This window comes from Nonomuraea sp. bgisy101, assembly GCF_057708945.1.
Genome location: NZ_JBYITD010000016.1, coordinates 151965 through 172117, shown reverse-complemented (window position 1 = coordinate 172117; position 20153 = coordinate 151965). Strand labels below are relative to the sequence as shown.

Annotated in this window: 12 protein-coding genes; 5 read left to right on the top strand and 7 right to left on the bottom strand. The window is 72.2% G+C overall.

Translation table 11 applies throughout. From position 1 onward, the window contains the following. Positions 1-26: 26 nt before the first annotated feature. Entirely contained in the window at positions 27-1346 is a 1320-nt protein-coding gene (locus AC3EO4_RS28925; RefSeq protein ID WP_431898641.1) for a pyridoxal phosphate-dependent decarboxylase family protein, read from the bottom strand. Positions 1347-1348: 2 nt separating this feature from the next. On the opposite strand from AC3EO4_RS28925, the gene AC3EO4_RS28920 reads away from it, so the two are divergent. The 5 genes from AC3EO4_RS28920 to AC3EO4_RS28900 all read left to right on the top strand — a co-directional run bounded on the left by AC3EO4_RS28920 (position 1349) and on the right by AC3EO4_RS28900 (position 8997). Beyond that, positions 1349-1495 (top strand): hypothetical protein, encoded by a 147-nt coding sequence (locus tag AC3EO4_RS28920; protein WP_431898640.1) that lies wholly within the window; start codon positions 1349-1351, stop codon positions 1493-1495. 96 nt (positions 1496-1591) lie between these two features. After that, on the top strand, positions 1592-6481 hold the full coding sequence (locus AC3EO4_RS28915) for an ATP-dependent helicase (protein WP_431898639.1): 4890 nt from the start codon (positions 1592-1594) through the stop codon (positions 6479-6481). Positions 6482-6612: 131 nt separating this feature from the next. Further along, positions 6613-6855, top strand: a complete 243-nt coding sequence (locus AC3EO4_RS28910) for a hypothetical protein (RefSeq protein WP_379581139.1) — start codon at positions 6613-6615, stop codon at positions 6853-6855. Between the two features lie 148 nt (positions 6856-7003). Further along, positions 7004-7906: an oxidoreductase gene (locus AC3EO4_RS28905; protein WP_379581138.1), complete on the top strand. Its 903-nt coding sequence runs from the start codon at positions 7004-7006 to the stop codon at positions 7904-7906. Between the two features lie 14 nt (positions 7907-7920). Then, positions 7921-8997 carry a phosphotransferase gene (locus AC3EO4_RS28900; RefSeq protein WP_431898638.1) on the top strand — a complete coding sequence of 359 codons (1077 nt, stop codon included), beginning with the start codon at positions 7921-7923 and terminating at the stop codon, positions 8995-8997. A gap of 70 nt (positions 8998-9067) precedes the next feature. Here the strand turns inward: AC3EO4_RS28900 and AC3EO4_RS28895 are convergent, their stop codons facing one another. Genes AC3EO4_RS28895 through AC3EO4_RS28870 form a run of 6 tightly spaced genes read right to left on the bottom strand, consistent with a single transcriptional unit; the run spans position 9068 to position 20037 of the window. Then, a complete protein-coding gene (locus AC3EO4_RS28895; RefSeq protein ID WP_431898637.1) occupies positions 9068-14317 on the bottom strand; it encodes a non-ribosomal peptide synthetase/MFS transporter in 5250 nt (1749 codons plus the stop codon). Continuing rightward, positions 14317-15429 (bottom strand): 2-oxo acid dehydrogenase subunit E2, encoded by a 1113-nt coding sequence (locus tag AC3EO4_RS28890; protein ID WP_431898636.1) that lies wholly within the window; start codon positions 15427-15429, stop codon positions 14317-14319. Before AC3EO4_RS28890 ends, AC3EO4_RS28895 begins: the two co-directional genes overlap by 1 nt. Next, a complete protein-coding gene (locus tag AC3EO4_RS28885) occupies positions 15422-16387 on the bottom strand; it encodes an alpha-ketoacid dehydrogenase subunit beta (RefSeq protein WP_431898635.1) in 966 nt (321 codons plus the stop codon). Before AC3EO4_RS28885 ends, AC3EO4_RS28890 begins: the two co-directional genes overlap by 8 nt. Further along, the gene (locus AC3EO4_RS28880) at positions 16384-17244 is read right to left on the bottom strand and encodes a thiamine pyrophosphate-dependent dehydrogenase E1 component subunit alpha (RefSeq protein WP_431898634.1); all 861 of its coding nucleotides are present in this window, start codon (positions 17242-17244) and stop codon (positions 16384-16386) included. The genes AC3EO4_RS28885 and AC3EO4_RS28880 overlap by 4 nt, the downstream gene beginning before the upstream one ends. Beyond that, a complete protein-coding gene (locus AC3EO4_RS28875; RefSeq protein WP_431898633.1) occupies positions 17241-18641 on the bottom strand; it encodes a condensation domain-containing protein in 1401 nt (466 codons plus the stop codon). Before AC3EO4_RS28875 ends, AC3EO4_RS28880 begins: the two co-directional genes overlap by 4 nt. Next, complete coding sequence (locus AC3EO4_RS28870; protein WP_431898632.1) at positions 18634-20037, bottom strand: class I adenylate-forming enzyme family protein; 1404 nt, start codon at positions 20035-20037, stop codon at positions 18634-18636. The genes AC3EO4_RS28875 and AC3EO4_RS28870 overlap by 8 nt, the downstream gene beginning before the upstream one ends. Between the last annotated feature and the right edge of the window lie 116 nt (positions 20038-20153).

Here is a 20153-nt window from a genome sequence, read left to right as displayed (position 1 = left end):
CGCTCTATGTCCCCGGGAGTCCCCTCTCAATCGCGCATGGTGGCGACAATCTCCTTCACGATCTCGATGGTGGTGCCGGGGTGCAGGAAAGCGAAACGCGCGACGGTTTCGCCCTCCCAGCCGGTCGGGGTGACGAATCCGATCTGCCCGGCCAGCAGCCGCTCGGACCAGTCGTAGTAGTCCTGAGCGGTCCATCCAGGACGGCGGAAGAGAACGGCGGACAGTTCGGGCTCGCGGATGAGCTCCAGGTGGTCGCTCTCCCTGATCAGTTCGGCCGTCTCCCTCGCCAGGCTCAGCCCGCGCTCGACGGCCTCGGTGTAGGCGTCGGTGCCGTTGACCGCGAGCGAGAACCACAGCGGCAGGCCGCGGGCGCGCCTGGTCAGGTGGTAGGCGTAGTCGGTGGGGTTCCACTCGCCGCCGTCGGTGTGCAGGACGTCCAGGTAGGAGGCGTCCTGCGTGTGTACGGCACGCGCCAGGCCGGGATTGCGGTAAACGAGCGCGGCGCAGTCGAACGGGGCGAACAGCCACTTGTGCGGGTCGACCACGAACGAGTCGGCGTGCTCGATGCCTTCGTAGCGGTGCCGTACGGAAGGGGCGAACAGCCCCGCGCCGCCGTACGCGCCGTCGACGTGGAACCACAGGCCGCGCTCGCGCGCCACCTCGGCGACGCCCTTGAGGTCGTCGACGATGCCGGCGTTCGTGGTGCCCGAGGTGGCGACGACGCCGATGACGTTCTCCTGTCCCTCGAGCGCCTTCCGCAGGGACGCGCCCGTGAGACGGTGGTCCTCCGAGGGCACGACGAGCGCCTCGACGCCGATGATGCGCAGGGTGTTGGAGATCGAGGAGTGGGCCTGGTCGCTCACGGCGATCTTCGCGTTCGGCACGTTGGCCGTGTCCCTGGCCACGACAAGGGCGGACAGGTTGGCCGCGCTGCCGCCGGAGACGAAGCACCCGCCCGCGGTCTCGGGCAGGCCCGCGTAGTCGGCGATGAGGCGCAGGACCTGGTTCTCCGCGGCGATCGCGCCCGAGGCCTCCAGCCAGCTGATGCCCTGGAGCGAGGCGCAGGAGACGACCATGTCGAACAGCAGCGCGGCCTTGGTGGGGGCCGCGGGGATGAAGGACAGGAAGCGGTTGCTGTCGGCGGAGATGACCGCGCGGGACAGCTGCTGGTCGTAGATGTCCAGCACCTTGGCCGGGTCGGCGCCTTCCGGAGTGATGAGCCCGGCGAGCGCGGCCTCCAGCTTGTCCTTCTCGCCCGGATGGTCGAGGGGTACGGGGTCCAGGGCGAGGCGCTGCCTCATGTAGTCGAAGACCAGGGTGGTGAGGCGCTCGTCGTAGCTATGCACGCATGCAGTATGCGGATAAAAACGAAAAAATGGGAAATACCAGTCAAAGATCTTCAAATCTTCCTGTCCGGTACGGCATCGCGCGCGGCGGCTGGGCGTCGTTCCTCAGGGCTGCGCGCACCGTGCCGGGCCGCCCGGTCGAGGCCTGACACCGGCCAGCGCGCCGCGCGGCTTCGGAGAGGGGGCACAGTCGGCCTGAGCTGCCGGGATTCGGTTTTGTCGGTGCCAGAAGGCACCATGATGAGGTGACTGTCCTCGACCACTTCAGCAGGGTGACCCGTGACTGGTTCACCGGGGCCTTCGCGGCGCCCACGCCCGCTCAGCTGGGGGCGTGGGAGTCCATCGCGCGCGGCGACAACACGCTGGTCGTCGCGCCCACGGGTTCGGGCAAGACGCTCGCCGCGTTCCTGTGGTCGCTCGACAGGCTTGCCGCCGAGGCCCCCTCCCCCCCGGCCTCCGGCAAGGAGCCGAAGAAGTCCTGCAAGGTGCTCTACGTCTCGCCGCTGAAGGCGCTCGCCGTCGACGTGGAGCGCAACCTGCGGGCCCCGCTGGCGGGGATGAGGCAGACCGCGCGACGCCTCGGCCTCGCCGTACCCGAGATCTCGGTGGCGATCCGCTCGGGCGACACCTCGGCGGAGGACCGCAGGCGGTTCGCCGCCAAGCCGTCCGACATTCTCATCACGACGCCCGAATCGCTGTTCCTGCTGCTCACCAGCCAGGCCAGAGAGGCGCTGCGCGGCGTGGAGACGGTGATCGTCGACGAGGTGCACGCGGTCGCCGCCACCAAGCGCGGCGCGCACCTCGCGCTCAGCCTGGAGCGGCTCGACGCGCTCCTCGACAGGCCCGCCCAGCGCGTCGGGCTCTCGGCGACCGTGCGGCCCGTGAGCGAGGTGGCCGCCTTCCTCGGCGGCGCGCGCCCCGCGACCGTGGTGCAGCCGCCCTCCGACAAGCGTCTCGAGGTGGAGGTCGTCGTCCCGATCGAGGACATGACGGAGCTCGACGCGCAGCCGATGACCGATCCCGACGCCTTCGTCCAGGAGCCCGCGCGCAGGTCGATCTGGCCGCACGTGGAGGACCGGCTGTTCGATCTGATCGAGGCCCACAGCTCGACGATCGTCTTCGCCAACTCGCGGCGGCTGGCCGAGCGCCTGTGCACGCGGCTCAACGAGCTCGCCTACGAGCGCGAGCAGGGCGCGGAGGCGATCGACCTGTCGATATGGGAGACACCGCGCGACGAGCCCCCGGTCACCCGGCCACCGGCGGAGATGATGGCGCAGGCGGGGGCCAGCAAGGGCGCGGTTCCCGAGATCGTCCGCGCCCACCACGGCTCGGTGTCCAAGGAGGAAAGGTCGCAGATCGAGGAGGCGCTGAAGTCGGGCAGGCTGCCGGCGGTGGTCGCCACCTCCAGCCTGGAGCTGGGCATCGACATGGGCGCCGTCGACCTGGTGGCCTGCGTGGAGGCGCCACCGAGCGTGGCCAGCGGCCTGCAGCGGATCGGCAGGGCAGGGCACCAGGTGGGTGCGGTGTCCAAGGGCGTGATCTTCCCCAAGTACCGCGGCGACCTCATCCAGACGGCGGTGGTCGCCGAGCGGATGCGCAGCGGCGAGATCGAGGAGATGCGCTATCCGCGCAATCCGCTCGACGTGCTCGCCCAGCAGATCGTGGCGATGACGGCGCTCGACGACTGGACGGTCGAGGAGCTCGAAGAGGTGGTCAAGCGGGCGGCGCCCTACGCCACGCTGCCACGCAGCGCGCTGGAGGCGACGCTCGACATGCTCGCGGGCCGCTACCCGAGCGAGGAGTTCGCCGAGCTGCGCCCCCGGCTGGTGTGGGACAGGGTGACCGGCGTGCTGCAGGGGCGTCCAGGCGCTCAGCGGCTCGCCGTCACCAACGGCGGCACCATCCCCGACCGCGGGCTGTTCGGCGTGTTCCTGGTCGGCGAGAAGGGCTCCAGGGTCGGCGAGCTCGACGAGGAGATGGTCTACGAGTCGCGGGCCGGCGACGTGTTCGTGCTCGGCGCCACCTCATGGCGGATCGAGGACATCACGGCCGACCGGGTGCTGGTCTCCCCCGCGCCTGGCCAGCCCGGCAAGCTGCCGTTCTGGCACGGCGACGCACCCGGGCGGCCCGCCGAGCTGGGCAGGGCCATCGGAGCCTTCCTCCGCGAGCTGTCCTCCTCGGGAACCGCTCCCTCCAAGCAGGCCGCTTCCAAGCAGGTCGCCTCCGGGCAGGCTGTCTCCGGGCAGGCTGTCTCCGGGCAGGCTGTCTCCGGGCAGGCTGTCTCCAAGCAGGTCGCCTCCGGGCAGCGTACGGCGGGCGGCCGCGGCGCGGCTTCCACGGACGGCGCGGCCGGTTCGTCTTCGGGCCGCGGGTCCTCACCGGACGGCGGTTCTCCACCGGACGGCGGTTCTCCACCGGACGGCGGGTCTCCACCGGACGGCGTGATCGAGCGGATGCGGGCGGCGGGGCTAGACGAGTGGGCGGCGGGCAACCTGCTCGCCTATCTGGAGGAGCAGCGCGAGGCGACGGGCTACGTGCCCGACGACCGAACGCTGCTGGTCGAACGCTTCCACGACGAGCTGGGCGACTGGCGCGTGGTGATCCACTCTCCTTACGGCGCGCGCGTCCACGCCCCGTGGGCCCTGGCCATCAACCGGCGGCTGCGCGAGCGCTACGGCGTCGACGTGCAGGCCGTCCACTCCGACGACGGCATCGTGCTGCGCATCCCCGACACGCTGGCCGAACCGCCGAGCGATGTGGCCGCCTTCGACGCCGACGAGATCGAGCAGATCGTCACGGAGGAGCTCGGCGGTTCGGCGCTGTTCGCCTCACGCTTCAGGGAGTGCGCGGGGCGGTCGCTGCTGCTGCCCCGCCGTACCCCTGGCAAGCGCACCCCGCTGTGGCAGCAGCGCCAGCGGGCCGCCCACCTGCTCGGGGTGGCCTCGCAGTACGCGAGCTTCCCCGTGGTGCTGGAGACGATGCGCGAGTGCCTGCAGGACGTGTTCGACGTGCCGGGGCTCGTGCGGCTGATGCGTGACATCGCGGCGCGGCGGGTGCGGGTGGTGGAAGTGGAGACCTCGCAGGCCTCGCCGTTCGCGGCGTCGCTGCTGTTCCACTACATCGGCGCGTTCATGTACGAGGGCGACGCGCCGCTGGCCGAACGGCGGGCGCAGGCGCTCGCACTCGACACCAGTCTCCTCGCCGAACTGCTGGGCCAGGCCGACCTGCGCGAACTGCTCGATCCAGACGTGATCGCCGACGCCGAGCGGGAGCTGGCCAGGCTCGACAGGCCGCTGCGCGACGCCGAGGACCTCGCCGACCTGCTGCGCTCGCACGGGCCGCTGCTGGCCGCCGACGTGAGCGTGCGCGGCGGGGACCCCGCGTGGCTGGCCGACCTGGAGCGGGCACGCCGGGCGATCAGCGTGCGGATCGCGGGCGAGGACCAGTGGGCGGCGATCGAGGACGCGGCCAGGCTGCGTGACGCGCTCGGCGCACCCCTGCCCGTGGGCGTTCCGCACGCCTTCCTCGAGCCCGTCGCCGACCCGCTCGGCGACCTCGTGGCCAGGCACGCGCGCACCCGCACGCCCTTCCACGCCGCCACGGCGGCGACCAGGTTCGGGCTCGGCGTCGCGGTGGTCACCGACGCGCTGCGCCGTCTGGCCGCGCAGGGCAGGGTGGTGAGCGGCGAGTTCAGGCCGGGCGGCCGCGGCGAGGAGTGGTGCGACGCGGGTGTGCTGCGGATGCTCAGGCGCCGGTCGCTGGCGCGGCTGCGCAAGGAGGTCGAGCCGGTACCACCGGAGACGCTCGCGCTGTTCGCGCCGAGCTGGCACGGCATCTCGGGGCGCCCCGCATCCTCCGGCAGGGCAGGCTCCGCCGTCGGCGGGGCGATCGGCGCGGCCAGGTCGATGGACGCCCTGGTCAACGCCATCGAGCAACTGCAGGGCGCGGCGGTGCCCGCCTCCTCTCTCGAGACGCTGGTGCTGCCCTCGCGGGTGCCGGGCTACCACCCTACGCTCCTCGACGAGCTCACCTCCTCGGGAGAGGTCATCTGGGCAGGGCAGGGGTCGCTGCCGGGCGGCGACGGCTGGGTGTCGCTGTACTTCGCCGACACCGCCCCCCTGCTGCTCGCACCGCCCGCCGAGATCACCACGACGCCGCTGCACGAGCAGGTGCTCGACGTGCTCGGCGGCGGAGGCGCCCTGTTCTTCCGCGGGCTGTCCGACCGGGTGGGATCGCTGGACGACCTCACGCTGACCGCCGCCCTGTGGGACCTCGTCTGGTCGGGCAGGGTCTCCGGCGACACGCTCGCTCCGCTCAGGGCGACGCTCGGCTCGGGCCGGCCCGCGCACCGGCCCGCGACGACCCGGAGACGGCGGGCCGTCCTGCCGTCTCGGAGCGGCTCCCCGCTGGTCGGTGGCCGGTGGTGGCTGCTGCCCTCGCCGTCGCCCGACACCACGCAGCGGGCGCACGCGCAGGCGGAGGCCCTGCTCGAACGGCACGGCGTGGTGACGCGCGGAGCGGTGATGGCCGAGCGGCTACCCGGCGGGTTCGCCGCCGTCTACCAGGTCCTGCGTGCGTTCGAGGAGAGCGGGCGATGCCGGCGGGGCTACTTCGTCGAGGGGCTCGGCGGGGCGCAGTTCGCCCTGCCAGGGGCCGTCGACCGGATGCGCGCGCTGTCACCGGACGCCACCGGCGGGTCCGGTTTCCACGGGGCTCCTTCCGGCGGGCCGGATCCTTCGACCTCGGTCGGGCTCGGGGACGGGTCGGGTCAGCGCGCGGTGGTGCTGGCGGCGGCCGACCCCGCCAACCCCTACGGCGCGGCGCTCCCCTGGCCCGCGCATCCGGGAGACGTGGGGCACAAGCCGGGTCGCAAGGCGGGCGGGCTGGTCGTGCTCGTCGACGGGCATCTCGTGCTGTACGTCGAGCGGGGCGGGAAGACGTTGCTGTCGTTCGCCGATGACGGACGGCTGCAGCCCGCGGTCGACGCGTTGGCGCTGGCCGTACGGGATGGGGCGCTCGGGAAGCTGACGGTGGAGCGGGCCGACGGCGGGTCGATCAACGAGTCGCCGCTGGCGGCGGCGCTGGAGACGGCCGGATTCCACCCCACTCCCCGCGGTCTCCGCCTCCGCGCCTGACCCCCGGCGGTTCCCACTCGGGGCGGCCCTCGATCGGGACGCGGCGGGCGCGCTCGTCCTGGAGCGCCCTTTCCGGCGCCGGTCTCCACACCCGACCCCGGCGAGCCGCCGCGTTCTTCGGATGGGCGGGCGTGGCGGTCGGCCTGGTCACCGGTGTGCTGTTCGCGTGGGGGTTCGGGCTGCTGACCGAGCGTAGGCTGCGCACCCACGGGCCCGAACTGCTCGACATGATGCGCACCGGCCGCCGGCCTGCGTCGGCGTTCGGCTTCATGGCGATGCCGGAGATGTCCAGGCGGGGCAAGACCATGAGCATGCTCTGCTGGTCGTTCGGCCCGATCCCGCTGGTGCCGCAGGGGATCGTGGCGGGCGTCTGAGCCCCGCCCGAAGGAGCCCGGGAGGCCGGGAGGCCGGGAGGCCGGGAGGCCGGGAGGCCGGGAGGCCGGAGGAGTGTGTGAAGGAGCATGGGAGGAGGGCGTGAAGGGAAGTGCCGCTCGCTCCGGAGAACGGGCTACGGTGATCGTCATGGTGTGGACAGCGGCGGAAATTCCCGATCTGTCGGGCAAGACGGCGATCGTGACGGGAGCCAACAGCGGCCTCGGCATGATCACGGCGGGCGAGCTGGCGAGGCGCGGTGCCACCACCGTGCTGGCCTGCAGGGACACGGCGAGAGGCGAGAGCGCGCGGAAGCGCATGCTCCTGGCGGCGCCCAAGGGTGCCATCGAGGTGCGGCGGCTGGACCTGGCCGACCTGTCCTCTGTGCGGGAGTTCGCGGCGGGCATCGCCGGCGACGTCGACATCCTGGTCAACAACGCGGGCGTGATGGCGCTGCCGTACAGGAAGACGGCCGACGGGTTCGAGATGCAGTTCGGCACGAACCATCTGGGGCACTTCGCGCTGACCGGGCTGCTGCTGCCGCGCCTGCGCGGCGGCAGGGTGGTGACGGTGAGCAGCCTGACGCACGTGGCGGGGCGCATGAGGTTCGACGACCTCAACAGCGAGCTGGGCTACCACAAGTGGCTGGCCTACGGGCAGTCGAAGCTGGCCAACCTGCTGTTCGCCTACGAGCTGCAGCGGCGGGCGGGAAACGTGCTGACCAGCGTGGCGGCGCATCCTGGCTACGCCTCCACGAACCTGCAGGCGACCGGTCCGCGCATGGCGGGCAACCGGTTCATGGAGGTGGGGCAGAAGGTCGCCAACGCCCTCTTCGCGCAGAGCGCGGGCCGGGGAGCGTTGCCGGTGCTGTACGCGGCGACGGTGCGGGGCCTGCCGGGCGGGAGCTTCGTGGGGCCCGGCGGACCGTTCGAGGTGTGGGGGTATCCGCAGATCGTCGATTCCTCTCCCGCGTCGAAGGATCTGAACGCCGCGGCGAAGTTGTGGGAAGTTTCGGAAGAATTCACAAATGTTCACTTTGATGTGAACGGGTAGGGCACACTGCCCGCATGGGCGATCTTGCTGTTGCGGAGGTGTGCGGCAGGTTCGGGCTCGGGCGTGCGGTCACGCGAGGTCTGCGGTTGGCCGGTTACCACCACAACGAGGTCTGGCGGATCGACACGACCACCGGCGCCTACGCGGTGAAGCGGCTGGGGTGGGCGCCTTCCGACACGGCGATCGAGATCGAGCGGGCGGCGCTGGCCGCCGGGGTGCCGATGCCCGGGCCCGTGCAGGAGACCGCCACCGGGCGGTACACGGCGGAGATCGACGGCGGCGTGGTGCGCGTGCACAGGTGGATGGACGGCCGCGCTCCCGGCGCCGCCGACCTGACCCCCGCGCTCGCCCGCCGGGTGGGTGCCCTGCTGTCGGCCGTCCACCGCGCCGGGTCCGCTGGACCCGCCCGGCAGGCCGAAGCCGAGACCGCGCACACCGGAACCGACACCGTGCACGCCAGAACCGACACCGCCCACACCGGAACCCACACCGTGCACGCCAGAACCGACACCGTGCACGCCGGAACCGACACCGTGCACGCCGGAACCGACACCGCCCACACCGGAACCGACACCGTGCACGCCGGAACCGACACCGCCCACACCGGAACCCACACGGTGCACGCCGGAGCCGACACCGCCCAGGAGGAGGGCAGGTCGAGGGCCGTCGCGCCGTACCCGGCGGGTGAGCTGCTCGCGGCGACGGAACGGCCCGCGGGGCGGGGCACGCCGGTGCGCTCGCACGGGGACCTGCATCCCAAGAACGCCCTGCTGCGCTCCGACGGCTCGCTGGCGCTGCTCGACTGGGACACCGCCGGCGGCTATCTCGCCGAACGGGAGGCCGTCGGCGTCGCGCTCGACTGGGCGACGCGCGTGGACGGCTCCTTCGACCTGGAACGCTTCGACGCCGCCGTCGAGGGCTACCGGGAGGGCGGCGGGAAGGTCCCCGCTGAGCCGTGGGTGTTCGGCGGGTGGGCGCGCGGCTATCTGGACTTCCTCGGCCGGGCCGGTGAGGAGGAGGGCGAGCGGACCCAGGCCAGGCTGGGCATGCTCGCCACCACCCTGCACGACCTGGTCAAACGGCTCGCCTGACCGCCGCCTCGGGCCAGGCGAGCCGCCTCGGGCCAGGCACACCGCCTCGGGCCAGGCACACCGCCTCGGGTCAGGCGGCGGTCTTCGCGGCGATCGTCTCCACGCCCACGAGGTCGTCGGGCAGCGCGTCGGGCACGTCGGCGTCGAAGCGGGCCAGCCGCCGCACCCGCAGCGCCCCCGCGACCACCAGGACCATGGCGACCGCGCACACCAGGTAGAGGAACGCGATCCCTCTCCCCTCGCCCACGCCGATCACCGCGCCGACCGTGGACGCCAGCGCGCCGCCCGAGGCCAGCATCGGGTCGAACAGCGCCGCGCCCAGCGGTGCGACGAGCCCCATCCCGATCGGCAGCGTCGACCAGGCGACGAGCGTGTTCAGCGCGAACACCCGCCCGTGGTACCGGTACGGCACCTTGATCTGGACGATCAGCGAGTAGATCCCGTTCATGAGCGTCAGGAAGTACGTGATCGCGAACGCGCCTGCCCCGACCAGCATCACCGACGGGGCGAGCCCGGTGACGACGCTTCCCGCCGCGATCGCCAGCGTCGTCAGCAGCACGCCCCTGAACCTGCGTCTGGGCGGCCCGCCCCACACGGCCATGGTCAGGCCGCCGAGCAGCACGCCGAGCCCGGTCACCACGGAGACCGCGCTCACCTCGCGCAGCGTGGCGAAGGTGAGGACCAGCGGCGAGACCAGCAGCAGGAGCGGTGAGAGGAAGATGTTCAGCACCGCGAACCAGCCCAGCATGGCCCGCAGGCCGTGCGCGTGCCAGGTGTAGGCGAAACCCTTGCGGATCTCGGTGGACAGCGGCTCACGCGGGCGCCACGGCAGCGTGTCGGGGAAGCGGACGAGCAGCACGACCAGTACGGCGAAGACGTAGCTGGCCACGTCGAGGGCGACGATGCCGCCGAGGCCGATCCACGCCAGGAGTCCCGCCGCCATGAGCGGGACGACGAGCTGGGCGACGCCGTTGGTCATCTGGGTGATGCCGACGGCGTGCCCGAGGTAGCGCTTGGGCACGAGCTGCGGCACGGCCGAGGAGTAGGCGAGGCGTTGGAAGCAGGTGGCGACGGACAGGGCGACGATCAGGCCGTAGATCTGCCAGAGCCGCAGGTCGCCGAAGAAGATCAGTACGGCGAGCACGCCCTGGATCGCGGCCGCGCACACGTCGGAGAAGAGCAGCACCCGCCTGCGGTCTCCCCTGTCGACGATCGCCCCAGCCAGCGGCGAGATGAGCAGCCCGGCCAGGTTGAGCACGGCCAGGATGGAGAACTGGGCGATCGACCCCGAATCGACCAGGACGGTGATCGGCAGCGCCCAGCCGGTGAGCGCCGACCCGATCATCGAGATCTGCTGTCCGGAGGCGATGGTGAGGAAGCGCCGCATGCTGGGCGCCGGGGACGTGGACGCGGCGGCCGGCTGGTCAGGCGTGGAGACGGCGTGCACCCACCACGAGGAGGACCGGTCGGTGGGTTCGAGCCGCCGGTGGGTGCGCAGGACGGCGGCGAGCTCGGCGGCGCGGTAGCGCAGGAAGTAGTGGCCGCCCTCGTCCAGGACGACCAGCGCCGTGGTGTCGCCGAGGAAGCCCCATTCGCGGTAGCGCTCCTCGTAGTAGTCGGTGGCGGGGTCGCGCTCGCCGATCACCGAGATGATCGGGGCGCGCAGCCTGGGTCTGTCCTGCTCGTGGAAGAGCGAGGTGAAGTACTTCTCCGCCGCTTTCGAGTCGTGCCGCATCGTCCTGATGATGCGGTCGGCGACGCCTGGCTCGAGCTCCTCCAGGTCCACCCCCCGCGCCTTGAGCCGGTTGATGTCGGTCTGGTAGGAGCTGAGCCGGTCCATCAGCCCGAAGCGCCGCCATCCGCGCGGCCGGGCGAAGGGGAAGATCGCCCCGATGTAGAGCGCCTCCAGCGTACGGCCGGCCGCCTCGACCCGCCTGGCCAGCTCGACGGCGAGCGCGGCGCCCACCCCGCAGTGGCCGTAGATCACCAGCGGTCCTTCGATGCGGAGGATCTCCTCGGTGGTCCTGGCGGCCAGTTCCTCGAACTCCATCGCCTCCTCGTCCAGGCCGACGTCGTGCCCGGGGATGGCCAGGGCGTAGAGGGCCTGGTCGGAGGGGAGCGCGTCGGCCAGCGGCTGGTAGACGATCGCGCTGCCCGAGCCGTACGGCACGCAGACGTAGGTGACGGACGCGGTGCGCGGGCCCGTCAGCCGTTGCAGCAGCGGGCGCGGCAGGTCGGCCGCCGTCTCCAGGAAGGCCGCGATCTCGCGGACCGTCCTGTAGGTGAACAGGTCCACGAGCCCGAGCGGGCCGATGCCCGCCTTGCGCAGCCTGGCCACGACCTGGATGGCCAGAAGGGAGTGCCCGCCCAGGTCGAAGAAGTCGTCGTCGACGCCCACCCGCTCGGCTTCGAGGATCTCGGCCCACACGCCGGCGATGACCTGCTCGGCGGGTGTCGAGGGCGGGGCGTAGGCGACGTCCGAGGTCAGCACGGGCTCGGGCAGCGCCTTGCGGTCGAGCTTGCCGTTCGGGGTGAGCGGCAGGGCGTCGAGCCGGACGAACAGCGAGGGCAGCATGTACTCGGGCAGGAACCCGCGGATCGCGGCCCTGACCTGCGCCGGCTCGGACGGCCCGCCGACGAGGTAGGCGACGAGCTTGTCGGCGCGGACGACCACGACGGCCTCGCTCGCGCCCGCCTTCTCACGCAGCGCCGTCTCGATCTCGCCCAGCTCGATGCGCAGGCCGCGCAGCTTGACCTGGTTGTCGAGGCGGCCGAGGAACTCGATGGTGCCGTCGGGCAGCCAGCGGGCCGCGTCGCCCGTCCTGTACCGCCCGCCGGCGAAGCGGGCGGCGGTCAGCTCGGGACGGTCGTGGTAGCCGAGCGCGACGCCGACGCCGCCGATGTGCAGCTCGCCGGGCACCCCGACGGGAACCGGCGCGCCGTGCCTGTCCAGGACGTGCAGCGTGATGTTCTGGATGGGCGAGCCGATCGGTACGGCGGCCCGTCCCTCCAGCTTTTCGAGCGTGCACTGCCATGACGAGACGTCGATGGCGGCCTCGGTCGGGCCGTACAGGTTGTGCAGCTCGGCCGGCAGCGCGCGCAGGCAGCGGGCGGCCAGGTCGACGGGCAGTTCCTCGCCGCTGCAGATGATCGTGCGCAGCGAGGTGCAGGTGGCCACGCCCTCCTCGGCGAGGAACACCGCCAGCATGGAGGGCACGAAGTGCAGCGTGGTGACGTGCTCGGCGTTGATGAGGTCACGCAGGTAGGCGGGGTCCTTGTGGCCGCCGGGCGCCGCGAGGACGAGGCGTGCCCCCGCGATCAGCGGCCAGAAGAACTCCCACACCGAGACGTCGAAGCCGGCGGGGGTCTTCTGCAGCACCACGTCGCCGGCGGTGAGCAGGTAGCGCTTCTGCATCCAGTCGAGGCGGTTGACGATGCCGTGGTGGCCGTTGGGGACGCCCTTCGGCTTGCCCGTCGAGCCCGAGGTGTAGATCATGTAGGCCGCCTCGCCCTGGGCGGCCTCCAGAGCGGAGGTGGGCCGGCCGGCCCAGATCTCCTGGTCGTCGAGCGGCAGGATGGTCGCGCCGCCCGAGACCAGCAGGGGCGCGAGGTGGGTCTGGGTGAGCACGAACGGCGCGGCGGCGTCGGCGAGCATGAACGCCAGGCGGTCTTCGGGGTACTCGGGGTCGAGCGGCACGTAGGCGGCGCCGGACTTGAGGATGCCGAGCAGGCCGACGACGAGTTCGAGCGAGCGTTCGGCGCAGATGGCGACCAGCGGGCCCGCCCCGAGGTCGGTGAGCAGGCCGGCCACCTGGTTGGCGCGCTCGTCCAGCTCGCGGTAGGTCAATGAGCGGCCGTCGAAGGTGACGGCCACCGCGTCGGGTGTCCGCGCCACCTGTTCCTCGACCAGGCCGTGCAGCGTCTGGTGGGCGGGATAGTCCGCTTCGGTGGCGTTCCACGCGGCGATCTCGGAGATGTCGCCCAGGGGCAGGCGGCTCACCCGCAGGTCGGGCGTGTCCACGGCGGCTCGCACCAGCGCCCCGAAGTGGCCGGCGATCCGCGCGACGGTGTCGGCCGAGAAGAGCGTGGTCTTGTAGGTGAAGGCGCACGCCAGCCCGTCACCGGCCGGTACGACGTACAGCTCCAGGTCGTACCTAGACGAACCTGGGCGCAGCGGGAAGTCGTCCTCGCCCGCCGCCAGGTCGTGCATCGAGAACAACGTGTCGACCAGCGGCTGCCTGCTCGGGTCGCGTGGCACGCCGAGCGCGTCGACCAGCGTGGTGAACGGCAGTTCCTGGTGGTCGAGCGCGTCGACGACCATGTCCTTGGTCCTGCCGAGCAGGTCGGCGAAGCTCGGGTCGTCGTCGAGCGTGGCGCGCAGCACGAGCGTGTTGACGAACATGCCGACCACGTCGTCGAGTTCGGGGCGCGTCCTGCCCGCCACGGGGGTGGCGACGGCCACGTCGTCCTGGGCCGACAGGCGCGCCAGCAGCACGTGGAAGACGGCGAGCAGCGCCATGAACGGCGTCGCGCCGTGCCGCCTGGCCAGCTCGGCGACGCGTTCGGTCAGCTCGGCGTCCAGCTCGTGCACGTGGGTGGCGCCGTCGAAGCGCTGCTGGGCCGGTCGAGCGCGGTCGGCGGGCAGTTCGGCGCGCGGCAGCCCGTCGAGCTGGGCGCGCCAGTAGTCGAGCTCCCGCTCGAAGGGCCGCTCGCGCAGCCACAGCGCGACGTCGCCGAACCTGACGGCGGGCGCGGCGGGGCTCTCGCCCCTGTAGAGCGCCAGCAGGTCGCGCATGAGGAGCTGCGCCGACTGTCCGTCGGCCACGAGGTGGTGCACGAGCAGGGTGAGCACGTGGTGGCGGTCGTCGAGCGTCACCGCGAGCGCCGTGAGCAGCGGGCCTCGCGCCAGGTCGAGCGGTACGGCGGCGGCCGCCCCGATCAGCGCGGCGGCCTCGTCGTCGTCGGCGGCCCGCTCGATCGCGAGCGGGACCTCGGCGGCGTCCGCCACGTGGACGGCGGGCGTCCCCTCCTCGCTCGTGGGGAACCGGTGGCGCAGGCTCTCGTGCCGTCTCGGCAGTTCGTCGAGCGCGGCGCGCAGCCGTTCCTCGTCGAGCGGTTCGCGCAGCCGTACGGCGAGGGTGATCGTGTAGGTGGCGGTGCCGGGCGACAGGTGCTCCATGAACCACAGCGGCTCCTGGGCGGGGGCCAGCGGCGGCGGGCTGCCCTCGGGCCTGCGCGGGATGGCCTGCGCGGACTGCCTGCCCTGCAACCTGCGCCGCAGCAGCTCTCTCTTGGCGCCTGACAGGTCGACGACGGACATCAGCTCAGCCCTTCGATGACGGCTCTGAGTGCGTTCATGAAGAGGGCGGCGTCCCTGCCGTTGATCAGGCGGTGGTCGTAGGCCAGCCCGATGTCGGCCACGGTGCCCTCCTGCGGGGCGGTCACGGCCAGCGCGCACGCGGTCCCGGGGAAGACGAACGGGACGGCGAGGACGACGCCGCCGTCGGTGTGCAGCGTGACGACGAAGTTGGCGCCCGTGAGGTCCGACTCCTTGAAGTCGCCGGTGGTGGCCGCCACCCTGTGCCGCATGAGCGCGGACGCGATCTCCTTGGTGGTACGGCCGGCCGCGTCGTGGATGACCGGCACGTAGAGCCCCTCCCCCATGTCGACGGTGACCCCGATGTCGGGGGCGCGCGACAGGCGGGCCGTCGTGCCGTCCAGGGCGGCGAAGAAGAGCGGGAAGCCTCCGTGGAGGCCCGCGACCGCCTGGACGAAGATCTCGGCCAGTCCGACGGGCCGTCTGACGGCTCTCGTCTGGGCGGCCGCATGGTCGAGCGCGCCTGCCAGGTCCATGCGGACGGCCAGGTAGGCGGCGGGAATCGTCCGGTGCGACTGCTCCACCGCCCTCGCGACCGCGCGCTGGACCTTGGACAGCTCGTGGACGAGCCCGAGCATCCGCTCGACGTCGGTCTTCCTGACCAGCTCCAGGCCGAGCGCGTGAATCCGCTCCATGGGGACGCCGAGCTCGTCGATGAGCCGTTGAGCCGGTGCGGTGATCAGGGGTCCTGACGCGGTCGGGTCCGCGGCCGCCGGTTCCGTGGCCGGTCCCGCCGGGCCAGGGGTGGGGGTCACCGCGCGGTCCTCGACGGCGGCTGCATCGGCGGCCCTGTCCGCGGGCTCGTCGGCCCTCTCGCCGGCGCTCTCGCCGGCGATCCGGGCGATGACCTCGTCCGGGCGGCACCACGCGCCCGCGCGCACCACGTGCCGGAGGACTCCCGAGGCGTCGGCGGGCAGTTCCTCCGCCGCCTTCGAGGTCTCCACGACGGCGACCATGTCGTCCTCGTGGACCGGGGAGCCGTCCGCCACCAGCCACTCGACCAGCAGGTACTCGGTGTCGTTGTTGTTCAGCTTGGGCACGCGCAGCTCAGCCACGGAGCGTCTCCCTGATCACGCGGTGGATCGCGGACTCCGACACCAGCACCTCGTCCTCCAGGTGCGCGGCGGTCGGGATGACGGAGTCGGCGGAGTGGACGAGGGTGACGGGGCCTGCCAGGCGCTCCCAATGCCGCCGGTGGACCTGGTGGGCGACCTCGGCGCCCCAGGTCCCGCCCGCGCTGCTCTCCTCGACGACGAAGACGTGCCGCGCGTACGGCATCGCCACGTCGAAGGGGTAGAGGCGGGAGGGCACCAGCAGCGTGCAGACGATCTCCTCCTCGAGCAGGAGCGAGCGCATCGCGGCCAGCGCCCTGTGGGCGGTCCCGCCGGTGGCGACAATCACGCAGTCTGGCTCGGCGTCGAGGGACACCGTGGCCACGCCGTCCGCGACCGACACGGAGAAGGGCGCGGGCACGGCGTGCATGGGCCGCGTGTAGAGGACCTTGTCCTCGAACAGCACGCACGGCTCCTGCCGGAGCAGCATGTCGGTGAGCACCGCGAGGTTGTCGTGGAAGGGCGACATCTCGTAGAGCGAGAGGCCGGGGATGCCGACGAAGTGCTTCTGCAGGCTCTGGCTGTGCGTGGGGCCGTAGCCCCTGCCGCCTCCGACGGGGCAGCGCACGATCATGCGCATGGGGACGCGCGAGCCGTACATGGAGACGGACTTGGCGGCGAAGTTCATGATCTGGTCGAAGGCGAGCGCCGCGAAGTCGCCGAACATGATCTCGACGATCGCCGCGTCGCCGGACAGCGCGAGGCCCGCGGCGACGCCGGTGATGGCGCTCTCGCTGATCGGCGTGGACAGCACGCGGCCGGGAAAGCGGGTGGACAGTCCTCGGGTGATCTTGAAGGCGCCGCCGTAGGGGTCGGCGACGTCCTCGCCCAGCAGGTACAGGTCGTCCGCGGCCGCCATCACCTCGTGGAGCGCGGCGTTGAGGTTCTCCGAGACCCTCATCGCGTCTCCCACCTGGACAGCGGGCGGGCCATGACGTCGGCGGCGACCGCCTCGATTCGGGCCTCGGCCTCGGCCTCGAGAGCTTCGAGGCGCGGCGAGAGGAGCTTGTCCCGCCAGTCCACGCCGATGGCGTGCGCGGGCCTGGTGTCGTCGCCCTTGCTGTGCGGGCCGAGCCGGTGCGTGACGAACTCGACCACGGCGGGCCCGCCCTGCCGCACCGCCGCCACCAGGGGCGCGAGCCGGTCCCTGATCGCGTCGACGTCAGCACCCTCGACCAGCGCGTGCGTGATGCCGAACGCCGCCGCTCGGCCCTCGATCGTGCCCGCCAGGTTCGCCGACGTCGGTGTCGACTGGGCGATGCCGTTGTTCTCGACGACCACCAGCAGCGGCAGCCGCCAGAGCGCGGCCAGGTTCAGCGCCTCGTAGACCGACCCCTCGCCGAACGTGCCGTCGCCGATGTAGGCGCAGGCCAGGCGGCCCGGCTCGGTGCGCTTGAGATGCAGCGCGACGCCGGCCGCCACGGGCAGGCTCTCTCCCTGGACGCCCGTGGACAGGTAGCGGTCGCGGCGGATGTGCTGGCTGCCGCCCACCCCCGAGCACACCGCGCCCTCACGCCCCATGATCTCGGCCAGCAGGCCTTCGGGGTCGTCGAAGCGGGCCAGGTAGTGGCCGTGGCCGCGGTGGTTGCTGAAGACGTGGTCGGCCGGGTCGAGCAGGCCCTCGACGGCCACAGGGACGTACTCCTGGCCGAGGCACGTGTGCGTGGTGCCGTTGAGCAGGCCCCTGCCGAACAGGTCGAGGAGCTTGCGCTCGAAGGCACGGATCATGAGCATCCGCGAGAGGTCCGCGTCGATCACCGCCTGATCACTCCGAGGACCCCTGCGATCGTGGGGTTGTCGAAGAAGTCGTCGAGCTCGACCTCGATGTTCAGCCGCTTGCGCATGCGGGCGATGATCTGGGTGATGGTCAGCGAGTGGCCGCCGAGGTCGAAGATGTCGTCGTGAGGCTCGATCGGCGACAGCTGGAGGACCTCCTCCCAGATCGCGGTGAGCCCGGCGAGCAGCGGATCGTCCCCGAGCCCTGGCGAGCTCTCGGAACCGCCCACGGGATCCGCCGAGCCCGCCGAGTCCAGGGTGGCCGTGGAGGCGGCAGCCGGGAGGGCGGCCGCGGGCAGCGGCACGGACGGGTCCCCTGCCACCTTCTCCAGCCACGCGCGCAGTCCGGCGACGATCGGCCGCGGGTCGGGCAGCTCGAGTGCGTCGTAGCGCAGGCTCGCCGCCAGCCCGGCCGGCCCGTCGAGGAGCTGGAGCTGGAAGGCGCCCCGGACGGCCCCGTTGAAGGCGAGCCAGTCCACCCGCTCGTCGCCTCCTCCGCGCCGGTAGCTGACCGACACGGGAGCCAGCGCCGCGTGCGGTTTGAGACCCTGCACCGCCCTGGCAAGCGGCACCCGCCGGTGCCGGTAGATCTCGCGCAACTCGGCCCGCAGCGACCCGGCGAACACCGCGAACGGCGTGCCTGGCCTGGGCTCGGAGAACAGCGGCAGCTCGTTGACGAACGGGCCGATGCGGTCCTCCTCATCAGGGGTGCGGGTGGACAGGTCGATCGCGGTGACGACCGTGGTGTTGCCGTACGAGCCGAGGACGGCGTGCAGCGCCGCCATCAGCACCTCGAATCTGGTGAGTCCCGCGATGTCGGGCACGTCGAGCGGGAACTCCAGCACCCGTCCCTCACCCGCGCGCCGCGAGCGCAGCACCCCGCCCGGCACGAGCACCTCGGCCGGCGCGCGCCACCTGGACGCCCAGAACGCGCGGGCATCGTCGGCGGGGGCCTCCCTGGGGGTGACGGGCTCCAGCGGGGGCAGGACCTCGCCCCGGTAGGCGGCCAGCAGGTCGGCGACGAGCACCTCCTTGGAGCGGCCGTCGAAGACCGCGTGGTGGGCCACGACCCGCAGCGAACGGCCGGACAGCGTGAACCTGACGAGCGGGCCGCGGGCGAGGTCGAAAGCCTCCGCCCGCTCCTCGAAGGACAGGGCCGGCGGCTCCTGCGCGAGCACCAGCCGCGGCACGCCGTCGCTTTTGGCGAAGGCCATGCCGAGCAGCGGATGCCGCTCGACCAGCGCGGCGCACGCCTTGGCCAGCGCCCCCTCGTCGACGGGCGCTTCGAGCCTGATCACGAGCGGCATGTGGTACGCCGATCCCGCGGCGGCCAGCTCGTTGATCCAGATCCCGTGCTGGACGGGCGACACCTCAGTCATGCCTCAACCTCCGCTTGTCGACCTTGCCTCCGTGGTTGCGCGGCAGGGCGTCGAGGGTGACGAGCCGGGCGGGCAGCTCGTGCGGGGCCAGCCGCCCCTTCAGGAACATCCGCAGGTCGTCGTGGGCGACGGGGCCGACGACCGCCACGGCGACGGCCTTGCCGAGCGTGGGGTGCGGCACGCCGTACGCCGCCGCCTCGACCACGTCGGGATGCTGGTGGACGACCTCTTCGACGTGGATCGTGGAGACCTTGTACGCGCCCGACTTGATGACGTCGCTCTCCCTGTCCACCAGGTAGAGGTAACCGTCGTCGTCCTGGTAGCCGAGGTCGCCCATGCGGACCCAGCCGGAGCGGAACACCTCGCCGCTGGCCTGCGGGTCCCCGTAGTAGGTGCGGGTGGCGGCGGGCGAGCGCATCCACACCTCTCCCGTGACGTTCGGCGGCAGCGGGTCGCCCTTGACCGTCGCGATCTTGACCGCGCCGCCGGAGGCGGGCCTGCCGACGCTCGCGGGCCGCTCGGGGTCGAAGATCATCACGGTCTGCGCGGGCGCCGCCTCGGTCGAGGTGTAGTAGTTGGTGATCGTCGAGTTGGGGAACGCGGCGCTGAGGTCGGTCGCGACCTGGGAGGGAAGCGGCGCGGCCGCCGAGCCGAGCAGCAGCACGCTCGACAGGTCGTGCGAGGCGTGGGCGCGGGCGGCGAGCAACTCGATCGCCATGGCGGGGACGAGGAAGACGGTGCCTGCCCGGTAGTGCTCGATCAGCGCGGCGAACCTGCCGGGAGTGAACCGGGGAAGCGTCACGACCCGCGGGTGGGCGTCGACGGCGTTGACCAGCATCCACTGTCCCGCGTTCGTGCCGATCGGGAAGGCGTGTGCCAGGTGCTCGCTGTGCGTGAACGGCCTGCGCCTGCCGCCGCAGCCGTAGGCCAGGTTGGCGTGGGTGGCGGCGACGCCCTTCGGCCTGCCGGTGGTGCCCGAGGTGTAGAGGATCTGGGCCAGGTCGTGCGGTCGCGGAGGGTCGGGCACGCCCTCCGAGAAAGGTGCCGCGCCCGTCTCCGCGGAGGGTAACGCCCCTGGACGCAGTACGGTGCTCGCGCCGCAGTGGGCCAGCATCGCCTCGATGTCGGTGGCGGCCAGCCGGTCGGACAGCGGCACCGCCACGGCCCCCGCCTTGACGACGCCGAAGAACGCCACCGCGTACTCCAGCCAGTCCCCGTTGCCGAACACCAGCCCCACGCGATCGCCGGACCGTACGCGCAGCCTCTCGGCGACGCCGTTGGCTCGGTGTTCCCACTCGCCGAAGGTCAGTGAGCCGACGCCGTGGACGGTCATCGCCACCCGGTCAGGATCGGCCGCGGCGCGCGCTCTCAGCAGGTCAGGAAGGGTCACGCTCACGACAGACCCCCGAAAATACTGAAAGGAAACTTTCCTTATTCGATGGACGGCGCCAGTCTGGCACGGTCACGAGAGGGTGACAAGCCCGGAAACCCCGTGTTTATCGGCCCTTGCGA